General features: G+C 74.0%; 5 protein-coding genes. 2 read left to right on the top strand and 3 right to left on the bottom strand.

Translation table 11 applies throughout. The features are described from left to right. Positions 1-120 precede the first annotated feature (120 nt). Together selB and selA are read right to left on the bottom strand one after the other, a co-directional pair. Positions 121-2,058 (bottom strand): selenocysteine-specific translation elongation factor, encoded by a 1,938-nt coding sequence (gene selB, locus ABT369_RS53195; RefSeq protein WP_350625556.1) that lies wholly within the window; start codon positions 2,056-2,058, stop codon positions 121-123. Positions 2,059-2,060: 2 nt separating this feature from the next. Next, on the bottom strand, positions 2,061-3,332 hold the full coding sequence (gene selA, locus ABT369_RS53190) for an L-seryl-tRNA(Sec) selenium transferase (RefSeq protein ID WP_350625554.1): 1,272 nt from the start codon (positions 3,330-3,332) through the stop codon (positions 2,061-2,063). Positions 3,333-3,498: 166 nt separating this feature from the next. Between selA and ABT369_RS53185 the strand changes: the two genes are divergently transcribed. Together ABT369_RS53185 and ABT369_RS53180 are read left to right on the top strand one after the other, a co-directional pair. Then, positions 3,499-3,720 carry a hypothetical protein gene (locus ABT369_RS53185; protein WP_350625552.1) on the top strand — a complete coding sequence of 74 codons (222 nt, stop codon included), beginning with the start codon at positions 3,499-3,501 and terminating at the stop codon, positions 3,718-3,720. Between the two features lie 88 nt (positions 3,721-3,808). After that, positions 3,809-4,033 carry a hypothetical protein gene (locus ABT369_RS53180; RefSeq protein WP_350625550.1) on the top strand — a complete coding sequence of 75 codons (225 nt, stop codon included), beginning with the start codon at positions 3,809-3,811 and terminating at the stop codon, positions 4,031-4,033. Here ABT369_RS53180 and ABT369_RS53175 read toward each other — a convergent pair. Then, positions 3,996-4,343 (bottom strand): hypothetical protein, encoded by a 348-nt coding sequence (locus ABT369_RS53175; protein ID WP_350625548.1) that lies wholly within the window; start codon positions 4,341-4,343, stop codon positions 3,996-3,998. The two genes, ABT369_RS53180 and ABT369_RS53175, sit on opposite strands and share 38 nt — an antisense overlap. Positions 4,344-4,662: the final 319 nt, after the last annotated feature.

Raw genomic sequence — 4,662 nt, 5'->3', positions numbered from 1 at the left:
GGATCACCCGCGTTGTGCGGCTGGTGGAGCCTGGATCACCTTGCGGGGCGCACCGTGGCCGGCCCCGCCGTGCGCCCTGCTCGCCGTCGACAAGCCCCCGCCCGACCGCGGGCCTGGCGTTCAGTCGCCGACGACAGTGTGCCGCCCGTCCTCGGTGCGTCTCGTGGCGCCGCGGCGGTGCAGGAACTCCAGCAGCGGCACCGCCACGCGCCGAGTCGTGCCCAGGCGCTGCCGGGCCTCGCTCAGGGTGAACGGCTGCGGCAGGTCCGCCAGGCGTTCGAGGGCTGTCGACGGGCCGTCCGGCAGGAGCACGATGCCGTCCGCGATGCGCAGGAGCAGGCCCGCCTTCGCCGCGGCCCCGAGCTCCTTCGCGCCCAGCCCGAGCGACGTCAGGCGGTCGGCCTCCGGCGCGGCGAACGGGTTCGCGGCCAGGTCCGCGCGGACGGCGTCCACGGCCCGGGCCAGCCTCGCGGGCAGCCCCGCGCCGGTGCCGATGCGGCCGTCGCGAATCGTCAGGGGCGGGGCCAGGAGCCGCTCCACGAGGGAGCGGTCGGGCAGGCCCAGGCGGCGGCGTACGACGTCCACCGGCGGATCCGGCTCGACGGGGTTCTGCTCGGCGTAGGCCCGGACCTCCGAGATCAACCCGGCCCGCAGCTCGGCCTCGTAGGCCGGGTCGATCAGCCAGCCGGTGCCCGGGTCGGGAACGCCCATCCGGAGCAGGGATTCGGCGTCGACGATGCGGCGGCGCCGAAGCTCGTCTGCGAGGGAGGGGCGGCCGTCCATCGCGGACAGCTCCCGGGCGCGCGCGGCCGCGGCGCCGCGGCGGTTCAGCGGGGGCGGGGCGACGTCCAGGACCGTCACGCCGCCCGGCACCCGGTGCAGGCCCGGGTCGCGCAGCAGCGCCCGGTCGCCCAGGTGCAACGGCAGCGGGCGGGCCAGGCGCAGCCGCGCGGTGTCGGGGCCGAGCGGGCGGACCCGGGCCGCGACCGCCGCCGAGCCGATGTGGAACACGACCGAGACCGGTAGCTCGGCCACCGGATCGCCGTGGACGCGCACGTCGATCAGGTCGGCGAAGACGAACCGGCCGGGTGAGACGAGCGCGTCGCCGCGGGTGATCGCCGTGCGCTCCACGCCGCGCAGATTCACGGCGACGCGCGCCACAGCGTCCACTGTGGACACGAAGGAGCCGAGGGACTGCAGGGCTCGTACTCGTACCGCAGCCGAATGCAGCTCCAGATCGGCCTCCGCGGTCAGGCGCCCCGCCCCCAGGGTGCCCGTGACCACGGTGCCGCTGCCGCGGATGGTGAACGCGCGGTCGATCCACAGCCGCACGGGCGCGTCGAGGTCGGGCGGCGGCAGGGCGGAGCCGAGACGATCCAGCGCGGCGCGCAGCTCGTCGAGGCCGGCGCCGGTGACCGCGCTGACCGCGACCGCCTCGATGACCTCGCCCGATTCGACGGTTTCGGGTGAGGCCGGGTGATTGAGGGCCTGCCGCGAGGGGGAGTCGGGGCCGGTGCCCGCGATCGCCTCGGCGGTGCCGGAGTCGTCGGAGCCGGCGGGCGCGACCGCCTCGACGGCCTCGTCCGCCTCGACGGCCTCGTCCGCCTCGGGTGAGGCCGGGGGAGGGCCGGTGCCAGCGGCCGCCTTGACGGCGCCGAAGGAGGCCAGGTGGGCGCGGGCCTGCCGCAAGGCCGGGCCGGGATCGGCGAGGTCCGCGCGGCTGATGACCAGCAGCAGATGCCGGACGCCGAGCGCCTCCAGCGCCGCCAGATGCTCGGCGGTCTGCGGCTTCCAGCCCTCGTCGGCGGCGACGACGAGCATGGCGGCCGGCACCGGGCCGACGCCGGCGAGCATGTTGGGCACGAACCGCTCGTGCCCGGGCACGTCCACGAACGCGACCGTCTGCCCCGACGGCAGCCGCGTCCAAGCGAAGCCGAGGTCGATGGTCATCCCGCGGCGGCGCTCCTCGGCCCAGCGGTCGGGCTCCATCCCGGTCAGCGCCCGTACGAGCGTGGACTTGCCGTGGTCGACGTGCCCGGCGGTGGCGACGACCCACATGATCAGCGGCCCGCCGCTCGGAGCACCGCCGCCGCCACGGTCTTGTCCTCCGACTCGGGCACGCAGCGCAGGTCGAGCAGCAGGCGGTCCCGCTCGACCCGGCCGAGCACGGGCGGGTCGCCGAGCCGCAGCGGCCGCGCCAGCTCGGCCGGCAGCGCGAGCGCCGCCGACGCCAGCTCGACCGCGGGCGCCCCGCCGCCGCCCACCACCGCGACGCAGTCCACGACCTCGGCGTCGAGGCCGCCGAGCTCCTGCCGGATCGCCGCCGCCCGCTGCCGGAGCCGGTCGACGTCCGCGCGCAGGCCGCGCCACGTGGGCGTCTCCGGCCCGAGCAGCGTCGCCTCCAGCGCGGCGAGGGTGAGCTTGTCGACGCGCAGCGCCCGTGCGAGCGGGTGCCGCCGGAGCCGTTCGACCAGGTCGGCCCGGCCGAGCAGCAGCCCCGCCTGCGGCCCGCCGAGCAGCTTGTCCCCGCTGGCCGTCACCAGGTCGGCCCCGTCGCGCAGCACCGAGCCGGCGTCGGGCTCCTCGGGCAGCAGCGGATCGGCTCGCAGGAGCCCGGATCCGATGTCCACGACGAGTGGGGCGTCGAGGGTTGCGAGTGCATCTACCGGTACCGATGAAACGAACCCGCGCTGGAAGAAGTTCGACGGGTGAACCTTGAGGATGAAACCGGTCTGCGGCCCCAGCGCCGCGCGATAGTCCTCCAGCGACGTGCGGTTGGTCGTGCCCACCTCACGCAGCCGCGCGCCCGTCGACGCGAGCAGATCCGGCAGCCGGAACCCGTCGCCGATCTCGACGAGCTCGCCGCGGCTGACGACGATCTCGCGCCCCTGCGCCAATCCGGTGGCCGCCAGCACCAGCGCGGCGGCACCGTTGTTCAGCAGGTGTACGGCCTGTGCCCCCGGAACCGCCTCCGCCAGCGCCTGCAGGGCCCCCCGCCCGCGCCGCGCCCGCCGGCCGGTCTCCAGGTCGAGCTCCACGTCGGTGGGCCCGGCGGCGTCGACGATCGCCTGCACCGCCTCCGGCGACAGCGCGGCCCGCCCCAGGTTGGTGTGCAGCACCACGCCGGTCGCGTTGAGCACGGCCCGCATGCTGTGCGTCTGGCGCAGTCTCCGCTCGGCCGCCCCGACCACCCCGGCCGCCTCGAGCTCACCCCGGCGGACGCGGTCGAGCTCCTCGCGCACGACCGCCCTGGCCCGGTCGCGCGGGAACCCGGCCAGGCGCGGGTCATCGAGCACCGTATCGGTCCTGGGCACCGCCCTTCGCGGATCCACGTCAGCCCCCACTCCCGGAAGTTTCCGTTGGTCAACGCGTCATTTGTAGCCGAGTCAACGCTAACAGCGCGGAGTTATCCACAGGCCGCGATCGAATCTGGCGCGGGATTGGTGACGGCCCGCATGCTGCATGTGACATCGACGAGAGTGGGTACCGGTGATGGCCATGCGTGCGGCGACCGTTCTGAGCTGGACGGGCAACCTTCTGCTGGCGGTCGGCGTGGTCGTCGCCCACGCGGCCGTGCTGGCGGTGGTGCTGACGGCCCTGTTCGCCCGCCGCCACCTGGGCGCCGCCGCCGACGTCATGGCCTGGGCCGGCTGGTGCCTGGGCACGGCGGCGGCGTGCTTCTGGCTGCGCCGCCAGCTCGGCGGGGACCAGCGCCCGTAGCAGTCCGGCTCGTCCGTTGTCATGCGGAATCCACAGCCGACGCCAATGAGCCGGCGCGGTTGACGCCTGCGTTGAAGGAGGACTCGCTGTGCCGAAGGGCCATGGTTTCGACAAGGTCCGGCTCCGCTACCCGAACGCGTACCGCTCGTGGAGCGAGGCCGACGACGAACGCCTGAAACGGCGCCACCGGGACGGTGCCCCGGTGCAGGACCTGGTCAAGGAGTTCGGTCGCACGCGCGGGGGCATCTGGGCGCGCCTGGAGCGCCTGGGCTTGGTCACCCTGCCCGGCTCACCCCGCCGCGACGATACCTGACCGTGTGCTCGGCACCCGCCTGGCCCGGAAGCATGCCAGATTCGCCTGGTGGATTAGGTGAGCGGCGCTCGTTCACCTTGAGCCGGTCGGCCGTGGAGAACACGAGCATCCGGACGGCATGAACGCCCGCACGCACATGCCGCGATCCGCGCGCTACAGAACGTGATTGGCGGCCCAGTTTGAGCATCGCGGCGTAGCCGTCTCGGTCGGTGCCGAATCGGCGCTGCGCCAGAACCTTCTCCCGACTGTTGATGATCTCGATGGTCGCGGACCGCTTGTGCGGGTCCATACCGATGATCACGCGCGCCATGCCATCCCTCCTCGATCTGACCGTGCTGATGTCAGCGAGGAGGGCAGCGCTTCTTCGAGCTGGGCAAACCCCTCTGGAGCCTCTCCGCGCCGCGGTGACCGGCAGGACGCATGCCAGATGAGAGCCACACCAAGGAGCAGCGGGCAGCCGATGAGAGAGCGACCCTGCCGATCACCTCGAGCAAGCCTGGCCTGGCTGCGGTCGTGCCACCAGTGGATAAGAAACCGATGAGGGATGTCGCGATCGCCGTACGATCCATGGGCGCCCGACCAACGTTGAAGTAATGCCGCCCCGCCGATCCTCAAGGCGGAAGTGCCTC

The organism is Dactylosporangium sp. NPDC000244, from assembly GCF_040300725.1.
Classification (GTDB): domain Bacteria; phylum Actinomycetota; class Actinomycetes; order Mycobacteriales; family Micromonosporaceae; genus Dactylosporangium.
This window is presented reverse-complemented; position numbering and strand designations above follow the sequence as displayed.